General features: G+C 71.3%; 12 protein-coding genes. All 12 read right to left on the bottom strand.

The annotated features are described in order from the left end of the window. Positions 1–56: 56 nt before the first annotated feature. Positions 57–1286, bottom strand: coding sequence for a substrate-binding domain-containing protein (locus ABRQ22_RS05250; protein WP_253053572.1), 1230 nt, complete (start codon positions 1284–1286; stop codon positions 57–59). A gap of 127 nt (positions 1287–1413) precedes the next feature. After that, on the bottom strand, positions 1414–2496 hold the full coding sequence (locus ABRQ22_RS05245; RefSeq protein WP_353708811.1) for an ABC transporter permease: 1083 nt from the start codon (positions 2494–2496) through the stop codon (positions 1414–1416). After that, positions 2493–3539, bottom strand: a complete 1047-nt coding sequence (locus tag ABRQ22_RS05240; protein ID WP_253053568.1) for an ABC transporter permease — start codon at positions 3537–3539, stop codon at positions 2493–2495. Before ABRQ22_RS05240 ends, ABRQ22_RS05245 begins: the two co-directional genes overlap by 4 nt. Continuing rightward, entirely contained in the window at positions 3536–5209 is a 1674-nt protein-coding gene (locus ABRQ22_RS05235; RefSeq protein ID WP_353708810.1) for a sugar ABC transporter ATP-binding protein, read from the bottom strand. Before ABRQ22_RS05235 ends, ABRQ22_RS05240 begins: the two co-directional genes overlap by 4 nt. After that, positions 5206–6453, bottom strand: coding sequence for a Gfo/Idh/MocA family oxidoreductase (locus tag ABRQ22_RS05230; RefSeq protein ID WP_253053555.1), 1248 nt, complete (start codon positions 6451–6453; stop codon positions 5206–5208). Before ABRQ22_RS05230 ends, ABRQ22_RS05235 begins: the two co-directional genes overlap by 4 nt. 274 nt (positions 6454–6727) lie before the next feature. Further along, positions 6728–7729, bottom strand: coding sequence for a sugar phosphate isomerase/epimerase (locus ABRQ22_RS05225; protein WP_253053553.1), 1002 nt, complete (start codon positions 7727–7729; stop codon positions 6728–6730). A 41-nt stretch (positions 7730–7770) separates the two neighbouring features. After that, the gene (locus tag ABRQ22_RS05220; protein WP_353708809.1) at positions 7771–8517 is read right to left on the bottom strand and encodes a hypothetical protein; all 747 of its coding nucleotides are present in this window, start codon (positions 8515–8517) and stop codon (positions 7771–7773) included. Between the two features lie 256 nt (positions 8518–8773). Beyond that, positions 8774–13756, bottom strand: a complete 4983-nt coding sequence (locus ABRQ22_RS05215) for a ThuA domain-containing protein (RefSeq protein ID WP_353708808.1) — start codon at positions 13754–13756, stop codon at positions 8774–8776. Positions 13757–14034: 278 nt separating this feature from the next. Then, on the bottom strand, positions 14035–15207 hold the full coding sequence (locus ABRQ22_RS05210; protein ID WP_253053547.1) for a Gfo/Idh/MocA family oxidoreductase: 1173 nt from the start codon (positions 15205–15207) through the stop codon (positions 14035–14037). 135 nt (positions 15208–15342) lie between these two features. Beyond that, positions 15343–16410: a substrate-binding domain-containing protein gene (locus tag ABRQ22_RS05205; protein ID WP_353708807.1), complete on the bottom strand. Its 1068-nt coding sequence runs from the start codon at positions 16408–16410 to the stop codon at positions 15343–15345. 85 nt (positions 16411–16495) lie between these two features. Continuing rightward, positions 16496–17431 carry an ABC transporter permease gene (locus ABRQ22_RS05200; RefSeq protein WP_353709503.1) on the bottom strand — a complete coding sequence of 312 codons (936 nt, stop codon included), beginning with the start codon at positions 17429–17431 and terminating at the stop codon, positions 16496–16498. Between the two features lie 101 nt (positions 17432–17532). After that, positions 17533–19053, bottom strand: coding sequence for a sugar ABC transporter ATP-binding protein (locus ABRQ22_RS05195; RefSeq protein ID WP_353708806.1), 1521 nt, complete (start codon positions 19051–19053; stop codon positions 17533–17535). Positions 19054–19321: the final 268 nt, after the last annotated feature.

Genomic DNA, 19321 nt, shown 5'->3' with positions numbered 1-19321 from the left:
CGGGACCTGTCAGGTCCCGTGCGGACGACCGGTCAGCGGTCCGGTCAGCGGTCCGGTCAGCGGTCGGTCCATGCCTCCGGGAAGCCCGGCAGGTCCTCGCCGCCGAACTTCGCGTAGTGCAGCGACGGCATGTCCTTGTTCGCCTCGAGGTACGCGTCCAGCTCCTCGGCCTCGATCGGCGCCTGCGGCAGGACCCACTCCGACGGGACCTGCTCGCCGGCCCAGATCATCTGCGCCGCGAGGATCGGGGTGCGCCACTGGAAGTTCGAGTACACGGCGCCGAGGGCGGTCATGTCCGTGTCCTTCCACTTGCGCAGGAAGCTCATCTCGTCCTCGCCCATGAAGACCGGGTAGGGCTTGCCGGCGTCCTCGAACGCCTCGACCGCCGCGACGGCGCCGTCGCCCGCGTCCATCCAGATGCCGTCCACGTCCCCGCGCTGCAGGTACTGCGTGACGATGTCCTTGATCTTCGCGCCGTCACCGCCGGTGAACTCCGCGCCCACGACCTCGAGCTCGGACTCCGAGAAGATCTTGTCGGCCGCGGCCCAGCGGTTCTCCAGCACGTCCACGCCGGGCAGGATGCGCAGCGCGAGCACCTTCGAGCCCGGCTCCAGGTTCTCGACGAGGAACTCGGCGCCGTCGGCACCGTAGGCGTAGCCGCCGATCGGGTGGATGAACGTGACCATGCAGTCGGTGTTCACGCCACGGTCGAACACGATGACGGGCTTGCCCGACTCGCACGCGGCCTCGACCGCGGGCGTGAGGGTCGCCGTCGTGGACGGGGAGATGACGATCGCGTCGCAGTCGCCCGCCTCGACGAACGCCTGGATGTCGGAGATCTGCTTGTTGTCGTCGTCCGCCGCGTCCGAGACGCGGAACTCGCCGATGACGCCCTCGGACTTCAGCACGTCGACCTGCTGCTGCATCGTGATCCAGCCGGTCACGCGCCACGGGTTGGACACCGAGGCGTTCGAGAAGCACAGCGTCTTGCCGCCACCCTCGCTCGCGTACTCGGCCGTGTCCACGTACTCGGGCTCGATCGCCTGCAGCCACGGCTGGTCGGCCGGGCCCTCGGGCACGACCTCGCGCTGGGCGAGCTGACGGTCGTAGTCCGCCTGGACGAACCACTCGGAGTCGGCGCCGCCGGACTCCTCGCTCGCGGGGCTCTCCTCGGCCGAGGTCTCGCCACCCTCGCCGGTGTCGGTGGGGGTGTCGGTCGTGCAGGCGGCCGTGAGGAACAGCGTGGCCACCGCCGCGCCGGCCAGGAGTGCTCGTGTACGTCGCATGTCCTTCTCTCCTTGGGGGTGAGACGTCGTCGTCCCGCAGCGTGCGGGGGAAGGGGTACAGCTCGGAAGGGGGTCTTTCGGGCGTGGTCGGGGTCGCGCGGGCGGGAGTCCGCCGGGGCGCCGGTGCTCAGGCGTTCGCGGGGGCGGGCTCCTTCGGTGCGGGGGTCGGGCCCGCGGCAGGCGGGGCGTCGGGGGTGGACGAGCGGCGCCGCGACCGGCGCGGCAGCGCGGCGTAGGCGACGGCCGCGATGATGATCACGCCCTGCACGGCGGGCCGGATCGTCGACGGGAGGCTGAGCTGGTTGAACAGCGTGAACAGCGCCTCGAGGGTGAGCGCGCCGGCCATCGCGGCGATCACGGTGCCCCGCCCGCCGCCGAGCACGACGCCCCCGAGCACGACGGCCGTGATGGCCATGAACTCCAGGCCCTGCCCGACCTGCGCGGTGACGCCCGCGTAGCCACCGATGAGGATGGCGGCGACCGTGGCCATGAAGCCCGAGAGGAGGAAGGCGCGCGTGCGCACCCACCACACGGAGCCTCCGGCGTAGCCGGCCGCGACGTCGTTGTCGCCGGTCGCGACGAGCGTGCGGCCGAACGGGCGGCGCATGAGCAGGGCGGCGAGGACGCCGAGCACCACGACGACCATGAGCGCGTACGGCACCTGGAACTGGCCGGGCGTGTCGGGGATGCCCCCGCGTCCCCACTGCCGGAACCCGTCGGTCAGCGCGCCCGTGGGGGCGCCGCCCGTCCAGAGCCGGATCGCGCCGTAGAGCACGAGCATCATGCCGAGCGTCGTGATGAACGACGGCACCTTGAGCAGCGTCGTCACGAGGCCGTTGACGAGGCCGACCGCGAGACCGAAGACGATCATGAGGGCCATGACGGGCCACGTCATCGAGTCCTCGCCGTCCATGAGCTTCGCCGCGATGACGACCTGGGCGCCGACGAGCGACCCGACCGAGAGGTCGAACTCGCCCGAGACGATGACGAAGTACTGTCCGATCGCGAGGATGACCAGCGGCGCCGCCTTCTTGACGAAGGCCATGAGCGACATCGGCTCGCCGAACGACGGGTTCATCACGAGGATGACCGCGAAGACGAGCACGAGCAGCGCGAACACGGTCCAGCTCCCGCCCGCGGTGAGGCGCTCGAGCCAGCCGGCCCGCGGCGCGCGCGGCGGGATGGTCCGGCGCGTGGTGTCGGTGGTCATGCGGACGCACCTCCGGTGCGGGTCGGGCGGAAGCGGGCCCGGCTGCTCGCCGGGTCGATCTGGCGCCGGGCGTACAGCGCGACGGCGGCGATGATGATGACGCCGCGCAGGACGTCCTTGAAGAACGGGTCGACGTCGAGGACGTTGAACACCGTGTCGAGCACCGCGAGGATGAGGACGCCGCCCACGGTCCCGACGATCGAGCCGCGCCCGCCCATGAGGAGCGTGCCGCCCAGCACGACGGCCGCGATCGAGTCGAGGTCGAGGCCGTAGGAGTAGACGAGCGCGTTGCCGGTGCCGAAGCGAGCGGCGATGAGCAGACCGGCGACGCCCGCGCAGACCGAGCACAGCACGTGCGCGAGGACCAGCGTCCGGTCGGTCCGGATGCCCGAGAGCCGCGCGACGTCGGTGTTCCCGCCGACCGCGAACATGTGGTAACCCGGCCGGGTGCGCGTGAGGAGCACGACGCCGACGGCCGCGACGAGCAGCATGACGATCGTCGAGATCGGCACCGGGCCGACGCGCGTGTACCCGAACATCTGGAACGAGGCGGGCACCTCGCCCGCCGGGCCCTTGAACTGCGTGTCGAGGTAGCCCTTGATGATGAGGCCCACGCCGAGCGTCGCGATGAACGCGTTGACGCGGAGCTTCGCGATGACGAGCCCGTTGACCAGGCCGACGACCGCCGCGACGCCCACCGCCGCGAGGACGCCGAGCCAGACGCGCGAGGGGTCGCCCGCCATGGTCGTCGCGCCGACGATCGAGCTGAGCGCCACGACGTAGCCGACCGACAGGTCGAGCGACTTGCAGAGGATCGCGAACGTCTGCCCGATCGCGACGAAACCGAGGAGGCTCGTCTGCGTGAGCATGTACGCCGTGTTCGCGGTGCTGAACAGGTTGCCGCCGCCGACGGCGACGAGGACGCCGGCGATCACGAGGATCCCGACGAGGGCGAGGTAGACGATCTCCGTCGACCCCAGGCGGCGCCGACGCGCGGGGGCGCGGCGCGCGGTGGGGGCGGCGGTCGCGACCGCGGTGCTCATCGGTCCTCCTGCGGGCCGTCGGTGGGGTGCTGGGCGGACGCGGACGGTCCGTCCGGCGCGGTGGCGGGCTCGGCGCCCGGGAGGTCGTCGGCGCCGGCGAGAGCGTCGAGGTCGACCTGGACGTGCTCGCCGGAGGTGTCCTCCCCCGCGCCCGTGGCGAGTGCCATGACGGTCTCCTCGTCGCTGCCGGCGGGGAGCTCGCCCGCGAGGCGGCCGTCGCGCATGACGAGCACGCGGTCCGCCATCGCGACGACCTCGGGGAGCTCGGAGGAGATGAACAGGACGGCGACTCCGCTCGCGGTGAGCTCGCGCATGAGGTCGTAGACCGCGCGCTTGGCGCCGACGTCGATGCCGCGGGTCGGCTCGTCGAGCACGATGACCTGCGGGTCGGTGACCAGCCACTTCGCGAGGACGACCTTCTGCTGGTTGCCGCCCGACAGGTACTGGACCTCGGCCTCCTGCGAGCTCGCGACGAGCTCCAGGGAGGAGAGGATGCCGGGGATGCGCTTCGCGCGCCGGTCCGCCTGGCCGGGCACGACGGCGTCGAGCACGAGCCGCGCGTTCGCGAGGATCGACTGGCCGAGCGCGAGGCCCTCCGCCTTGCGGTCCTCGGTCACGAGCGCGAGCCCGGCCCGCACCGCCTGGCGCGGCGAGCGCACGTCGACCGGCGTGCCGCCGACGAGCACGCGCCCGCGGGTGAAGCCCGCGATCCCGAAGATGCCGTGCGCGATCTCCGTGCGTCCCGAGCCCTGGAGGCCGGCGAGCGCGACGATCTCTCCCGCGCGCACCTCGAGCGAGACGTCGTCGACCTGCGTGTTGCCCACGCCCTCGAGCGCGAGGCGCACCTCGCCCGGGACCGTCGAGGGGTCCTTGTCCGGGAAGTACCCGGCGAAGTCGCGGCCGACCATGGTGCGCACGAGCCGGTCGGGGTCGATGTCGGACGTCGGCGTCGTCAGGACGTGGTTGCCGTCCTTGAGCACCGTGATGGTGTCGCAGAGGTCGAAGATCTCCTTGAGGCGGTGCGACACGTAGAGGATCGCGACGCCGCGCTCCTTGAGCCGGTGGACGAGCTCGTAGAGCAGCTCGACCTCCTGGTCGGCCAGCGCTGCCGTCGGCTCGTCCATCGAGATGATGCGCGCGTCGTAGGACACGGCCTTGACGATCTCGACGATCTGCTGCTGCGCGACCGAGAGCGAGCCGACGCGCGTCCACGAGGCGAGGCCGGTGAGGCCGAGGTCGGCGAGGAGCGCCGTGGTGTCGGCGTGCATGCGGCGGCGGTCGACGAGTCCCGCGCGGCGCGGCTCGCGACCGAGGTAGACGTTCTCGGCGACGGACCGCTCGGGCAGGAGGTTGAACTCCTGGAACACCGTCGACACGCCCGCGTGCTGCGCGGCGAGCGGCGACGCGAAGGTGGTGTCCGCGCCGTCGAGCTCGATCGTGCCCGCGTCGGGGCGGTGCACGCCCGCGATGATCTTCATGAGCGTCGACTTGCCGGCGCCGTTCTCGCCGACGAGCGCGTGCACCTCGCCCGGCCGCACGTCGAGGTCGATGCCGCGCAGCACGGAGTTGCCGAAGAACTCCTTGCCGATGCCGCGCAGCCGCAGGATCGGCCCGTCGCCGCCCTCCCCCGCCGTCGGCGGCCGAGGCTCGCGCGTGGTCGTCGCGGTCATGCCGGCACCTCCACCCAGCCGCCCGAGCGCACCGACTCGCCCACGGCGGCGGCGAGGCGGGCGGCGCGCAGGCCGTCGTCGAACGTGGGCAGCCCGTCCGGGACCTCGCCGCGGATCGCCGCCGCCGTGTCGCCGACGAGCGCGTCGAAGCAGTCCTGGTAGCCCTGGGGGTGCCCGGCGGGCAGGCGCGAGTAGCGCGCGGCGGCCGGGGAGAGCGCCTCGGGGTCGCGGACGAGGAGGCGCGAGACGTCGCGGCGGCCCTCCCACAGCGTCTCGGGCTGCTCCTGGTCGAACGACAGCGTCGACTCCGAGCCGGAGATCTCGAGGTAGAGACGGTTCTTGCGGCCCGCCGACACCTGGGAGATGACCGCGGTCCCGAGCGCCCCGCCGTCCGTCGCGTACTGGAGCGTGACGGCGTCCTCGGTCGCCACCTCGTGCACGACGCCGTCCGCGCCCCGGCGGTGCGGGTTGACGGTGGCCGACTGCGCGACGAGCCGGACGATGCGCTGCCCGGTGGTGAACTCGAGCAGGTCGCAGAAGTGGGAGCCGATGTCCCCGAAGGCCCGGCTCGCGCCGCCGAGCGCGGGGTCGACGCGCCAGTTGTCGTCCGACTCCCGCAGGAGCCAGTCCTGCAGGTACGAGCCGTGCACGAGCGAGATGGTGCCGACCTCGCCGCGGCGCACGCGCTCGCGCGCCTCGCGCACCATCGCGTGGAACCGGTACGTGAACGGCACGACGGCGACCCGGCCGTCCGCCGCGCGGGCCTCGGCGGCCAGGCCGGCGAGCTCGACCGCGCCCTCGACGTCGGTCGCGAGCGGCTTCTCGCACACGACGTGCTTGCCCGCCGCGAGCGCGGCGCGGGCGAGGGGCACGTGCAGGTGGTTGGGCGTGCACACGTGCACGACGTCGACCTCGGGGTCGGCGAGCAGCTCCTCCGCGGTGGCGACGGCGCGCTCGGCCCCGAGCCCCGGCGCGGCTGCGCGGGCGATGTCGAGGTCGGCGGCCGCGACGCTGACGACCCGGCCGCCGCCGGTGCGCACGGCCCGCGCGTGGACGCCCCCCATGAACCCGGCGCCGAGGATTCCCGCGCGATAGCCGGAGGCCGGCAGACCGCCCGCGTCGGGGGCGCTGGCGGGGAAGGTCGTACGGGCGGCAGGGGCCCCTGTCGTGGTCGCTCCGGGGAGGTGGGCACCCGGGTCCAGCACCGGGGTACGCACGTCCTGCGCGACGTCGTCGGCTCGCATGGATGACAACGTAGGGCCACTTCTGTCGAGCGTCAAGCAAAAGCCGAACATTGATCGTCACGGTTAGATAACCCAAGCCACGAAACAAATGTGAAGGATCACATGGCCGCAGCCAGCGACGACGCGGAGGGCGACGCGCGACGGGACGACGGACGAGACCCGGACGCGGGCACGCCACCGCCCCCGGCCGTCGAGGGGCCGGGGGCGGTGGCGTGTCGGACTGTTCTCCCCCACCCGCCGGCCGGCAGAGCCGGCCGGCGGGAGACTGTGCGTGCTACTTGGTCGAGAACGCGGCGTCGAAGGCCGCGTCCGGAGCGTCGAAGGCGTACTTCTTGACGAACGCGAGCGCCTCGGGCGCGCCGACCAGGCGGTCCATGCCGGCGTCCTCCCACTCGACGGAGATCGGGCCCTCGTAGCCGATCGTGTTGAGCATGCGGAACGCGTCCTCCCACGGCACGTCGCCGTGGCCCGTCGAGATGAAGTCCCAGCCGCGGCGCGGGTCCGCCCAGGCGAGGTGCGAGCCCATCCGGCCGTTGCGGCCGTTGTGCATCCGCTTCTTCGTGTCCTTGCAGTCCACGTGGTAGATGCGGTCCTTGAAGTCCCACAGGAAGCTCACCGGGTCGAGGTCCTGCCACACCATGTGGCTCGGGTCCCAGTTGAGGCCGAACGCCTCGCGGTGCCCGATCGCCTCGAGCGTGCGGACGGTCGTCCAGTAGTCGTACGCGATCTCGCTCGGGTGCACCTCGTGGGCGAACTTCACGCCGACCTCGTCGAAGACGTCGAGGATCGGGTTCCAGCGGTCGGCGAAGTCCTGGTAGCCGGCGTCGATCGCCTCCTGCGAGACGGGCGGGAACATCGCGACGTACTTCCAGATCGCCGAGCCCGTGAAGCCCACGACGGTCTTCACGCCCAGCTTCGCCGCGAGGCGCGCGGTGTGCTTCATCTCCTCGGCGGCACGCTGGCGCACGCCCTCGGGGTCGCCGTCGCCCCACACGACGTCGGGGAGGATGTCGCGGTGGCGCTGGTCGATCGGGTCGTCGCAGACGGCCTGGCCCTTGAGGTGGTTCGAGATCGCGTAGACCTTGAGGTCGTACTTGGCCAGCAGGTCGAGCTTGCCCTGGACGTACTCGTCGTCGTCCCAGCGCCACGGGTCGAGGTGGTCTCCCCAGCAGGCGATCTCCAGGCCGTCGTAGCCCCAGCCGGACGCGAGCCGCGCCACCTCCTCGAACGGCAGGTCGGCCCACTGCCCGGTGAAGAGGGTGATCGGTCGTGCCATGGTCGTGTCTCCTTCGGTCGTTCTCGGTATCGCGCCCGGGGTCACCGGGCGGACGTGCTGGACAGGGATCGGGGCTTGCCGTCCGACGCCTCGTCGGCGGCGGCTGTGCGTGCACGGCGGCGGACGACGACGTACCCGCCGACGAGGAGGAGCGCGGCGACCACGGCGACGGCGATCCACACGCCCGCGCCGCTCCCGCTCGACTCGTCGTCCGCGGTACCGGACCCCTCCGCCGAGGCGTCGGCGTCCTCGTCGGCCCCGTCCGCGGCGCCGCCCTCGGCGTCGGCCGCGGCCTCGTCGGCCGCGGCCTCGTCGGCCGCCTCCGGAGCGAGCTCGGGCAGCGGCACGACGTCGACCTGCGCGGTGGCGGTCGCCTCGGCCGGGTGGGTGATCGTGGCGGTGAGGGTCCAGTTGCCCTCGGCGAGGACGCCGGGCTCGGACGTGTACCAGCCGACGCCCTCCGACGCCGAGGAGAGGGTGAGCGGTCCGACGGTCTCGCCGTCGGCGGACTCCGCGGTCACGGAGACGTCGGCAGACTCCTCGACCGGGTGCCCGTCGATCTTGTAGGTGAGGTTGGCGGAGATGCCGCCCTCCCCGTCGGTGCCGAGGGAGATCACGACGTCGCCGCCGTGCGCGGCCGCGGGGGCCGCGACGCCCAGCAGCGCGACGACGGCGCCGAGCAGCACGCCGAGCGCCGCGGTGAGAAGAGCGCGCACCCCGACGCGGGGTCGGGTGCGGGTGCTGGTGCCGCTGCGGGTGCCGCTGGGCTGCGCAGACGTTCGGGACATCGGGTCATCACCTCGTCGTGGTCTGTGGGTGGCTCCGGGGCCGACGGCGGTCGTCGGACCCCGGGGGTGCCCCGGCGCCGGGCCGGAGCGCCCGTTCCCGGGCGCCGGGGCCGGAGACCCGGAGGTCCCCGTCGTGCTCGTCGTGCGGGCAGCGTACGGTCGGCCCGGCCGATGGGCCGCCCGTCCGCCGAGCGCCCGCACGCCGAGCGCGGTGCCCGGCGGGCCGGTGCTCAGAGCACCGGCCCGCCGGAACCTGTCAGGAGCAGGCCCGGGCGGCGTAGTCCGCCGTCCCGGAGAACGTCCTCCCCTCGGCGTCGGTCGCGGTCACCGTCACGGTGCCGGCGTCGATCCCCGTGGCACGCGACGCGAACGACTGGTAGGCGTTCGCACCCGGCGCCACGTCCGCGAACTCCTTCGACCCGTACGGGGTCTCGAGAGTGATCGCGACCGGGACCGCGTCGTCGTTCGTCGCGCGGACCGCGACGAACACCTTGCCGGCCATGCAGCGCGTCTCCGCGGTGATGGTCACCGCGATCGGCTCGACCTCGTCGCCGACCACCCGGAAGTAGTCGAACGACGCCGCCGCACCGGTGTCGGCCGACGCACCGAGCGCGAAGAGACCGACCTGGGCGTCCGCCGCGGCCGTGTTCGCCACGGTCTGGTCGAACGTGGTCCAGGTCTCGCCGTCCGCGCTGTACGCACCGGTGAACGTGTCACCGGAGCGGGTCAGGCGCAGGTGCCAGACCGACTCGGCGAGGCTCGCCGTCTGCGGCTGCGGGTTCTGGACCACGCCGCCGACCTCGCTGCGCAGCTCGATCCGGGCGTTCTTGGCCTGGCCCGCCTGGTTGTCGACCACGTAGTCGAGCTTGACGTAGTTGTCGTCGTCGGCGTAGGCGATCAGACCACCCTGCTGGTACTGACGGTCGAACGCCGAGCCGTCGACGACGGTCTCGATCGTCCACTCGTCACCCGGCTGCTCCTGGAGCATGATGTTCGGCACGTCCGTGTTGCCCGTCCCGTAGATGTCGGTCGGGGTCGTGTCGATCTGGAGCGAGCCGTCCGCCACGCGGTAGCCGGTCGGGTCCTCGCGGACGATCGACCAGCGGCACGCGTCGAGGGCGGTGCCGTCGAACTCGTCGTCCGGCCCGGGGGCGGACGCCGTGTCGTCGGGCGTGATCGAGAACCAGTCGAACTCGGCGTCGATCACCGGGGACGTGGTGTTGTTCCCCTTGAGCGACACGAGGCCGATCTTCGCGTTCTCCAGGTCGGCGATCGACTTGGTCTCCGACATCGTCGTGAAGTCGACGCCGTCGGCCGAGTACGCCGCCTGGAGGTTCTCGCCGTTGCTGACGAACCGGACGTAGACCGTGTCCGGGTAGTCCGCGCCGAGGTTCGCCGTGTTGGACGCGCTGACCTCGTTCGGCTGGGCGTTCTCCTCACGGATGAACTGGAAGATCCGGGTCGCCGGGTCCGCGGACTGCGAACGGCCCTGGAGCACCATCTTGGCGTAGTTGTCCTGGTCCTCCCAGATCACCAGACCGGCCTGCTGGTACTGCTGGCGAGCCGGCAGCGTGAGCTTGGCCGTGGCCGTGAACGGCCCGTCCGGCAGGTCCTGGAGCACGACGTTCGGCACCGTGGTGTTGCCCGTGCTGTAGAAGTCGGTCGCCGTCGTCGGGATGACGAGCTTGCCGTCCCGGACGACCAGGTTCTGGTCACGGTTGAGCACCGACCAGCGGTTCTCGTCGAGGTCCGTCCCGAGGAAGTCGTCCGAGCGGCCCGAGAAGCACATCCCCGGCCCGGTCTGCGGCGCCTTCACCGTCACGGTCGTGTACTCCACCGAGTACGCGCCGCGCTCGTCGGAGGCACGCACCTGGAGCCGGTACGTGCCCGGCTGGTCGTACGTGACCTCGAACGAGTCGGTCCCGTCGGCGAAGCCGTCACCGAGACCCGCGTCCCACGCGAAGGTGATCGCGTCGTCCTCGGGGTCGGAGGCGGTCGCCGTCGCGGTCACCGTCAGCGGGGCGGTGCCCGTCGTCGGGGTGACCTCGAACGAGTCGATGGTCGGGCGCTCGTTGTCCGTGACGCCGCGGCCGTCGAACTCGAGCCAGTTGACGTTGGCCTGGCCGGACGTCAGGACGAAGTAGAGCGTCCCCGTGCCCGCGGGCACGTCGGTCAGGGTCCCGGAGACGTTCTGGTAGACCTGCCAGTCCCCGGTGCCGGGCACCTGCACGGTCCCGATCTCGGGCCCGTCGGCAGCGTTCCAGCGGATGGAGATCGTGGCGTTGCTCGGCGACGCCGCGCGCAGCGCGATCGAGTCCACGCCGTAGAGCGAGATCGGGTCGTAGGCCCACCAGTCGCCCGGCTCGATGTAGCCGATGTTCTGGCCACCGCCGGCCGTGTCGCCCGTCGTCTCACGCTGCACGCCCGGGTCACCCGTGCTCGTGGAGCTCGCGAGGCGACCGGTGGAGGTGAAGAACTCCGCCTGGAGCAGCTTGGGCTGGAGCACCTGGAGGTCGTTCGCGGTGAGCGGGGCGCCGGCGGCGCCACCGTCGTCCGTGTACGACGCCTCGATCACCCAGAAGATGTTCGACTCGATGCCGTGGCCCTCGTCGCGCGCCGTCTGGAAGACGCCCTCGCAGCCGCCGAGCACGTCCATCGGGTGGGCGTGCGAGTCGTGACCGAGCGACGTCGAGAGCTCGACCTGGCTGCAGTCGACCTCACCGTCGGGGTCGTCGACCGCGATCTCGTACCGGACCTGGTCACCCCACTGGAAGAACCCGCCGTTGTCGGGGAACGTGATGGAGATCGTCGGCGCGTCGTTGCCGACGACGACCGACACGTTCGCGACCCCCGTCTGACCCTGGGAGTCCGTCGCCACGAGCTGAGCCGTGTACGAGCCGTTCTCCGTGTAGGTGTGGACCGGGTTGGCCTCGGTCGACGGCTCCGAGCCGTCGCCGAACGTCCACTGGAGGGCCAGCGCGTCTCCGGACGGGTGGCGCGTGCCCTCCGAGGAGAACTGCACCGTCAGCGGCGCGTGACCGCTCGTCACGTCGGCGCTCGCCCGCGCGATCGGCGACGGGTTGCCCTTGACGTAGTTGACCTTGTAGATCCCGCTCGAGTCGTTGTCGCCGCCGAAGCCCGAGCCCCAGTCCACGACGTAGAGCGCGCCGTCGGGACCGAAGTCGAAGTCCATCGCACGGTCGAACCCGGCGCTCGGGTCGAAGATCTTGGGCAGGACGCGGTTGACGTCGACGATGTCGTCGCGGTTCTCCCCGTCGAGCTGGACCGAGTACAGCTTGCCCTGGTTCCACTCGCCCAGGAACGCCTTGCCGTCCCAGTACTCGGGCCACTGGACGTCGGAGTCGAGCTCGGGGTCGAACTGGTAGACGGGGCCGCCCATGGGCGCACCGCCGCCGCCGATCTCCGGGAAGTCCGGGTTGCCGGCGTAGTTGTACCAGATCTCGGCCTCGATGGCCGGGGGCAGCTGGGTCAGGCCCGTGTTGTTCGGGGACTGGTTGACCGGGCCGGCGTCGCAGTTGAACGCCGCGCCGGACTGGCCGGTCGCGAAGTTGTACTTGAGGTAGTCCGCGTTCGCGCCCGTGCAGTACGGCCAGCCGTAGAAGCCGGGCTCGCTGACGACGTTCCACTCCACCGTGTTGCCCGGGCCACGCGTCGGGCTCGCGCTACCGGCGTCGGGGCCGTAGTCACCCACGAGGATGTTGCCCGAGTAGGGATCCACCCCGATGCGGAACGGGTTGCGGAAGCCCATGGCGAAGATCTCGGGACGCGTCTTCTCGGTGCCGGGGGCGAAGAGGTTGCCCTCGGGGATCGTGTACGTCCCGTCGGCCTCCGGGTGGATGCGCAGGACCTTGCCGCGCAGGTCGTTGGTGTTGGCCGACGACCGCTGGGCGTCGTAGTCCTGACGACCGGCGCGCTCGTCGTGGGGCGAGTAGCCACCCGACTCGAACGGGTTGGTGTTGTCGCCCGTCGCGAGGATCAGGTTGCCGTCCTCGTCGAAGACCATGTCACCGCCGGCGTGGCAGCACGTGTTGCGCTGCGTCGTGACGGTGAGGACCTTCTTCTCCGTGGCCTGGTCGATCGTGCCCGTGGCCGGGTCGAAGTCGAACCGCGAGATCCGGTTGTGCGGGCCGTCGGAGCCGACGTTCGACGGAGCCCAGTAGGTGTAGACCCACCCGTTCTCCGAGAAGGCCGGGTCGAGCACGAGCCCGAGCAGACCGTCCTCGTTGGCGGTGGTCACCGGGAGGGTGGTCGCGGTGTGCGTCGTGTTGGTCGACGGGTCGATGACCTGCACACGGCCGTCGCGCTCGGCGTAGAACACCGTGCCGTCGTCCGCGACGTCCAGGACCATCGGGTTGCGCGTCTCCTCGTCGAGCGCGATCTGCTCGTAGCTCGCGGACTGCGTCGCCGCGCAGTCCGACGCCACGGCGCCCGCGGCCGTCTGGATGCCGCCCAGCAGGTGCTGGAGGAAGGCCGGGTCGGCGTACGACTCGTCGGTGTGGCCACCGCCGGTGTACCAGGAGCGGCCGCCGTCGTAGACCTGGCACCACGCCGTCGGGTGCTCGGCGCCCATCGCGCCGCTGCCCGCGTTGTACGTGGTCTCGTCGAGGCTCGCGAGCACGTGCACCGTGTCACGCGGGTTCGTGCGGAAGTTGTACCACTCGTCGAACCGCTCCCACCGCGAGGGCAGGTGCGCCGTCGACTCGTGGACGTGGTCCTCGACCTTGACGGTCGCGGTCTGGTTCTGGGGGTGAGCGCTGAAGTACGCGCCGACCAGCCCGCCGTACCAGGGCCAGTCGTACTCGGTGTCGGACGCCGCGTGGATGCCCGCGTACCCGCCCCCGTTCTGGATGTACCGCTCGAACGCGGCCTGCTGGTCGTCGTTGAGCACGTCACCGGTCGTGGACAGCCACACGACGGCGTCGTACTGCGCGAGGTTCGCGTCCGTGAACGCGCCCGCGTCCTCGGTCGCGGTGACCTCGAAGTTGTTCTCGGTACCGAGCTTCTGGATCGCTGCGATACCCGCCGGGATCGACCCGTGGCGGAAGCCACCGGTCTTGCTGAAGACGAGCACGTCGAACGGTTCGGTGTCCGCGGCCGTGACGACGGGCGCCGCCGCGACGCCCGTGGGCACCGGTGCGGCCGTCGCCGACGTCGCCGCCGCCATGGTCAGAGGGAGAGCGACCGCTGCCGCGGCGGCTGCCGCGACCGTCCGCCTCATGGCGAGCGATCCTCCTAGCACGTTTCTCACAAGGTCTCCTCGTCGAGATGGGGAATCAGTGCTGCGCTCCGCCGGGTGCCGCCATCGGCCGGCCGCCGTCCCGGGATATTCGACCGACAATTTTGATTGCCCGTCGTACTAAATGCGCGCCGTCGCGGCGCGTCCAGCCTCCTTTCTCCAAGCCGGTTCCGGCCGGCCGTGCTGCGCTGCAACGGCCGGCACCGTCGGGCCGGTGTCCGGGTCGACCCTCCGCCCCGCGGGCCGACCCGGACTCGATACTACGGTTGGACCCAGCCGCCCGACGCCGCGCTCCGCTCGACCGCGTCGAGCACGCGCTGCACCACGAGGCCGTCCGCGAAGGTCGGCGCCGGGTGCGTCCCGGAGGCGATCCCCTCGACGAGGTCGACCGCCTGGTGCGTGAAGGCGTGCTCGTACCCGAGCCCGTGACCCGCGGGCCACCAGTGCGCGACGTACGCGTGCTCCGGCTCCGTGACGACGATGCGCCGGAAGCCGGCGACGACCGCGTCGTCCGCGGCGTCGAAGAAGTGCAGGACGTTCATGTCCTCGAAGTCGAACGCGACCGACCCCTTCGAGCCGTTGATCTCGAGGCGGATCGCGTTCTTGCGGCCGTACGCGAAGCGCGTGGCCTCGAAGGTCCCGATGCCCCCGCCGGACAGCCGGGCGAGGAACACCGCCGCGTCGTCCACGGTGACGGGCCCGCGCTCGGTGCCGCCCTGGCCGGACAGCCCCGCGAACTCCGTCGCGACCGGACGCTCCGTCACGAAGGTCTCGAGCAGTCCCGAGACGCTCGTGATCTTCTCGCCGGTGATGAACTGCGCGAGGTCGATGACGTGGGCGCCGATGTCGCCGAGCGCCCCGCTGCCGGCCTTCGACTTGTCGAGCCGCCACGACAGCGGCGCGTTCTCGTCCGCGATCCAGTCCTGGAGGTACTGCGCGCGGACGTGGCGCACGGTCCCGATCCGCCCGTCGACGACGAGCTGGCGCGCGAGCTGGATGGCCGGCACGCGGCGGTAGGTGAAGCCCACCATCGCGACCTGACCGCGCGCGGCCGCGGCCTCGGCCACCTCGACCATCTTCTCCGCCTCGGCGACCGTGTTGGCGAGCGGCTTCTCGCACAGCACGTGCTTGCCGGCCTCGAGCGCCGCGATCGCGATCTCGGCGTGCGTGTCGCCGGGCGTGCACACGTCGACGAGGTCGACGTCGTCCCGCGCGACGAGCGCCTGCCAGCTCGTCTCGGTGGACTCCCAGCCGAGCCGCTGGGCGGCGGCGGCCAGCGCCTCCGGGTTGCGGCCGCCGAGCACCCGCATGCGCGGGTCGAGAGGGAGGTCGAAGAACCGGGGGGCAGTCCGCCAGGCCTGCGAGTGCGCTGCCCCCATGAACGAGTACCCGACCATGCCGACGCCGAGCTGCGCGCCGTCGTTTCCTGCCATGACGTTCCTTCCGTGCGCATGTTCCTGCGCGTGACGTGAGCACGCCCACGGTCCGGCCGGGGTCGTCCCGGGCGGACCGTGGGCGTGGTCCGCGTGCTTTCGTGCTGCGTGCTGACGACGGGCGTCAGCGGCCCGTCAGGACTGGAACGCCGTGGGCAGGTACTGGTCGACGTTGTCCTTCGTCACGACCGGCGCGAAGAGCTGGATCGTGCGGGGGACGCCGGACGACGCGAGGTCGCTCATGCTGCGCTCGTGCGCGACGAGGCGGGCGAGCTTGATGCCGTCCGCGGCCTGGGTCGACGGGTAGACGACGGTCGCCTGGAGGACGGAGTCGCCGGCCTTGATGTGCTCCATGACCTGCTTCGAGCCGGCGCCGCCGACCATGAAGAACTCGTCGCGGCCCGCGTTCTCGATCGCGGAGAGCACGCCGACGCCCTGGTCGTCGTCGTGGTTCCAGATGGCGTCGATCTTCGGCGCGGCCTGGAGCAGGTTCGCCGTCGCGGCCTCGCCGCCCTGGACGGTGAAGTCGGCCGCGACGCGGTTGTCGACGTCGAGGCCGCAGTCGGACAGCGCGTCCTCGAAGCCCTGGCTACGGTCCTGCGTGAGCGGGAGCGAGTCGATGCCCGCGATCTCCGCGACGACCGCGTCGGGGTTGTCCCCGAGCTGCTCGCAGATGTACTGGCCGGCGCTCACGCCCATGCCGTAGTTGTCGCCGAGGATCGTGGCCCGGGCGGCGAACGGGCTCGAGAACTCGCGGTCGACGTTGATGACCGGGATCCCGGCGTTCATCGCCTTGGTCGCGACCTCGGTGAGCGCGGCGCCGTCGAACGGCAGGAGCACGATCGCGTCCACGCCGTCGTTGATGAAGCCCTCGATCTGGCTGATCTGGACGTTGACGTCGTTCGTCCCGTCCGCGACGCGGAGCTCGACGTCCTCGTACTCCGCGGCCTCGGCCTCGGCCGCGGTCGTGATGGCGCCCATCCAGCCGTGGTCGGCAGCGGGGGCCGAGAAGCCGATGACGATCGGGTCGCCCGGGGCGTCGTTGTCGGAGACGGCCTCGTTGCTGCTGCCGCCTCCGTCGCCGTCCGCGGTGTCCTCGGTGGTCGGGGTGTTCGACGTGCACGCCGTGGCGATCAGGGCGATCGAGGCGGCCGAGACCGTCGCGATCATGAAGCGGCGGCGCAGGGTGGTGCGTGCGGACATGGGATCTCCTTCGATGCTGTCCTGCGGGAGGAACTCTGCGGAACTTGTGGGGGGTGAGTGGTGTCGTGGGTCGTAGGAGGAATGGCTAGGTGGTCCGCCGGGCGAGGCGCTGCTGGAGCAGGACCGCGCCGACGATGATCGCGCCCTTGGCGATCTGCTGGACCGAGCTGTCGACGTTGTTGATGATGAAGACGTTCGTGAGCGTCGTGAAGATCAGGACGCCCAGGACCGTGCCGACGATCGTGCCTCGACCGCCCACGAGGAGCGTGCCACCGACGACCACTGCGGCGATGGCGTCGAGCTCGATGAGCAGCCCGTTGGTCGAGGAACCCGCGCTCGTCCGGGCGAGGAACATGACGGCAGCGATACCGGCGGTGAGCCCGGACAGCGCGTACACGTACATGAGGTGCCGCTTCACCTTGATTCCCGCGAGACGCGCGGCCTCGGGGTTGCCGCCGACGGCGACCGTCCGGCGTCCGAACGTCGTGCGGTTGAAGAGGAACCAGCCGAGCACGGCGACGATCGCGAAGATCCAGACGATCTTCGGGACCCCGAGGAGGTTGCCCCGGAAGATGTCGTTGAACTCCGCGACGTTGACGATCTGCGTGCGCTTCTGCGCGATGAGCTCGGCGAGGCCACGCGCCGCGACGAGCATCGCAAGGGTCGCGATGAACGCGACGACCCGCCCGTAGGCGATGATCACGCCGTTGATGAGACCGGCACCGACGCCGACCGCGAGTGCGCAGATGACCATGACGACCCAGCCGTACGACTGGGTCGCGAGCGTCGTCGCCCACACCGACGCCAGCCCGACCACGGAGCCGACCGACAGGTCGATGCCGCCCGTCGTGATGACGAACGTCATGCCGATGGCCAAGACACCGAGGATCGACCCGAGGCTGAGGATCGTCATGAGGTTGCTGACGCTCGCGAACCGCTCGCCCCCCGTAGCGAAGCCCACGACGCACAGGAGCAGCAGTGCGACGACGAGGCCGATGTTGCGACCCGCCGGCCCGGACATGAACCCGCCCTTGCGGCGCTCGCTCGCGGCCTTCTCGACCCGGGCCGACTCGTCGGCGTCCGGCTTGTCCGTCGGCTTCGAGGCCGACACCTGCTGCTCGCTCACGCGACACTTCCTTCCATGACCATGTCGAGCACCTGGTGCTCGTCGATGGAGCTCGAGGGCCCCTCGTGCACGACGCGACCCTCGGAGACGACGAGGACCCGGTCGGCGAGGCCGAGGACTTCGGGGATCTCGCTGGACACGACGACGACGGCGGCACCCTCGTCGGCGAGCCTGCGGATGAGGGCGTAGATCTCGGCGCGCGCACCGACGTCGACACCGCGCGTCGGCTCGTCGAGGAGCAGCACGCGGCAGCCGTGGACCAGCCAGCGGGCGAGCATCGCCTTCTGCTGGTTGCCGCCCGAGAGCGTGCGGATCGCGCGGTCGACGCCGGCGGGCCGCAGCTCGAGCGAGTCGGCCTGCTCCTTGGCCGCCTTGCGCTCCGCGCCCTCGTCGAGGAAGCCGCCGCGCGCGAAGCGGGCGAACGTCGAGAGGGTGACGTTGCGGTAGACGGGCTCGTCGAGGAGCAGACCCTGGCTCTTGCGCTCCTCCGGCGCGAGCCCGATCCCGGCGTCCACGGCGGAGGCCACGGAGCCGGCGCGAAGCCGCTTCGAGTCCACCCGGACCGTGCCCGCCGTCGCGCGCCGCGCGCCGTAGATCGTCTCGATGATCTCCGAGCGGCCGGCGCCCACCAGGCCCGCCAGGCCGACGATCTCCCCGGCGCGCACCTGGAGCGACACGTCCTCGAACGTGCCCCGCAGGGACAGGCCCTCGACGTCGAGCACGACGGGTGCGTCGGCGGCGAGCTCCTGGGAGTCGGGGAAGACGTACTCGACCGAGCGCCCGGTCATCAGGGTGATGAGCTTCGCCGTCGGCGTCTCGGAGACCGGGAGGTTCTGCGCGACGGTCCGGCCGTCCTTGAGCACCGTGATGCGGTCGCCGATCTCGCGGATCTCCTCGAGACGGTGCGAGATGTAGACGACGGCGACCCCGGCCTTGGTCAGCTCCTTGACCACGCGGAAGAGGTTGCCGACCTCCTCGGAGTCGAGCACGGCGGACGGCTCGTCCATGATGATGACGCGCGCGTCGTGGGACAACGCCCGGGCCATCGAGACGATCTGCTTCCCCGCTGCCGAGAGGTGCTCGACCTCCGTGGTCGGCGAGATCTCCGAGTGGCCGAGCCGCTTGAGGATCGCCCGCGTCTTGCGCACGGCCTCGCGGCGCTGGGAGAACCCGAGCGTCGCGAGCTCGTGCCCGAGGTACACGTTCTCCGCGACGGTCAGGCCGTCGACGACGTCGAGCTCCTGGTACATGGTCGCGACGCCGTGCTTCAGCGCGGCGACGGGGTCGGAGATGGTGATGGGCTCGCCGTCGAGGAGGATCTGACCCTCGGTGGGCTGGTGGGCACCGGCGAGCACCTTGATGAGGGTGGACTTGCCGGCGCCGTTCTGCCCGAGGAGGCAGTGGACCTCTCCGGGGAGGATCTCGAGATCGACGCCGTCGAGCGCTCGAGCCCCGGGGAAGACCTTGACGATGCCCTGCATCTGCAGGAGCGGCTGGGGAGGGTCTGCGGTGACCATGCGGTGAACCTAGCCGACCTTTTGACGACGGTCAATCATAAGATCGCAGCCTTTTGCTGCCGTTACAACTTCGTTACCAGCAAAAGTGGACAAGCGCTGTCAGGGCGAGGGAACGCTCCCACGCTGCGGGCGGACGGTGCTCGACGCGTCAGGTCGACGGGTGGCACGACGGCCGGCTGACGAGCCGAACCACCGAGAAAGTCGGCTGGGGGTCGGGGTCTGCACGAGCAGGTGGGGCGCGTGTTCGCCCGGACGGGAGACCCTTCCT

Source organism: Cellulosimicrobium sp. ES-005, assembly GCF_040448685.1.
Lineage (GTDB): Bacteria > Actinomycetota > Actinomycetes > Actinomycetales > Cellulomonadaceae > Cellulosimicrobium > Cellulosimicrobium cellulans_G.
Note: the sequence above shows the minus strand (reverse complement) of the source record. Positions and strands in the feature narration are given on the sequence as shown.

What these genes read in the sequence shown, in the direction of transcription:
- ABRQ22_RS05200 (WP_353709503.1), bottom strand. Translation starts at nt 17,431, where the DNA reads ATGTCCGGGCCGGCGGGTCGCAACATCGGCCTCGTCGTCGCACTGCTG.
- ABRQ22_RS05235 (WP_353708810.1), bottom strand. Translation starts at nt 5,209, where the DNA reads ATGACCGCGACGACCACGCGCGAGCCTCGGCCGCCGACGGCGGGGGAG.
- ABRQ22_RS05210 (WP_253053547.1), bottom strand. Translation starts at nt 15,207, where the DNA reads ATGGCAGGAAACGACGGCGCGCAGCTCGGCGTCGGCATGGTCGGGTAC.
- ABRQ22_RS05230 (WP_253053555.1), bottom strand. Translation starts at nt 6,453, where the DNA reads ATGCGAGCCGACGACGTCGCGCAGGACGTGCGTACCCCGGTGCTGGAC.
- ABRQ22_RS05215 (WP_353708808.1), bottom strand. Translation starts at nt 13,756, where the DNA reads ATGAGGCGGACGGTCGCGGCAGCCGCCGCGGCAGCGGTCGCTCTCCCT.
- ABRQ22_RS05245 (WP_353708811.1), bottom strand. Translation starts at nt 2,496, where the DNA reads ATGACCACCGACACCACGCGCCGGACCATCCCGCCGCGCGCGCCGCGG.
- ABRQ22_RS05250 (WP_253053572.1), bottom strand. Translation starts at nt 1,286, where the DNA reads ATGCGACGTACACGAGCACTCCTGGCCGGCGCGGCGGTGGCCACGCTG.
- ABRQ22_RS05205 (WP_353708807.1), bottom strand. Translation starts at nt 16,410, where the DNA reads ATGTCCGCACGCACCACCCTGCGCCGCCGCTTCATGATCGCGACGGTC.
- ABRQ22_RS05240 (WP_253053568.1), bottom strand. Translation starts at nt 3,539, where the DNA reads ATGAGCACCGCGGTCGCGACCGCCGCCCCCACCGCGCGCCGCGCCCCC.
- ABRQ22_RS05220 (WP_353708809.1), bottom strand. Translation starts at nt 8,517, where the DNA reads ATGTCCCGAACGTCTGCGCAGCCCAGCGGCACCCGCAGCGGCACCAGC.
- ABRQ22_RS05225 (WP_253053553.1), bottom strand. Translation starts at nt 7,729, where the DNA reads ATGGCACGACCGATCACCCTCTTCACCGGGCAGTGGGCCGACCTGCCG.
- ABRQ22_RS05195 (WP_353708806.1), bottom strand. Translation starts at nt 19,053, where the DNA reads ATGGTCACCGCAGACCCTCCCCAGCCGCTCCTGCAGATGCAGGGCATC.